Here is a 213-nt window from a genome sequence, read left to right as displayed (position 1 = left end):
TTTAAGAAGTTAATATCATTTAAGTCACGTTGATTAGCTTTGTTGTAAGCATCTCTCAACATTACAATAAACTCAGCTTTTCTATTTTTTGATTTATTATTACGAAGTTTATTAATAGCATTAGAAATTGCCAAATCATAATTACCAATGATCACGGCCTTCTCAATCCGTCTGCTAGAACTACATGAAATAATTAAGGCTATAATTAAAAAA

1 pseudogene is annotated in these 213 nt (G+C 27.7%); it reads right to left on the bottom strand.

Features of this window, described 5'->3' with window-relative positions:
- A pseudogene (locus tag ACRHOC_RS15850) lies at nt 1-213 on the bottom strand (hypothetical protein); the annotation flags it as partial.

This window comes from Winogradskyella poriferorum (assembly GCF_050618035.1).
GTDB classification, from domain to species: Bacteria; Bacteroidota; Bacteroidia; order Flavobacteriales; family Flavobacteriaceae; genus Winogradskyella; species Winogradskyella poriferorum_A.
This window is presented reverse-complemented; position numbering and strand designations above follow the sequence as displayed.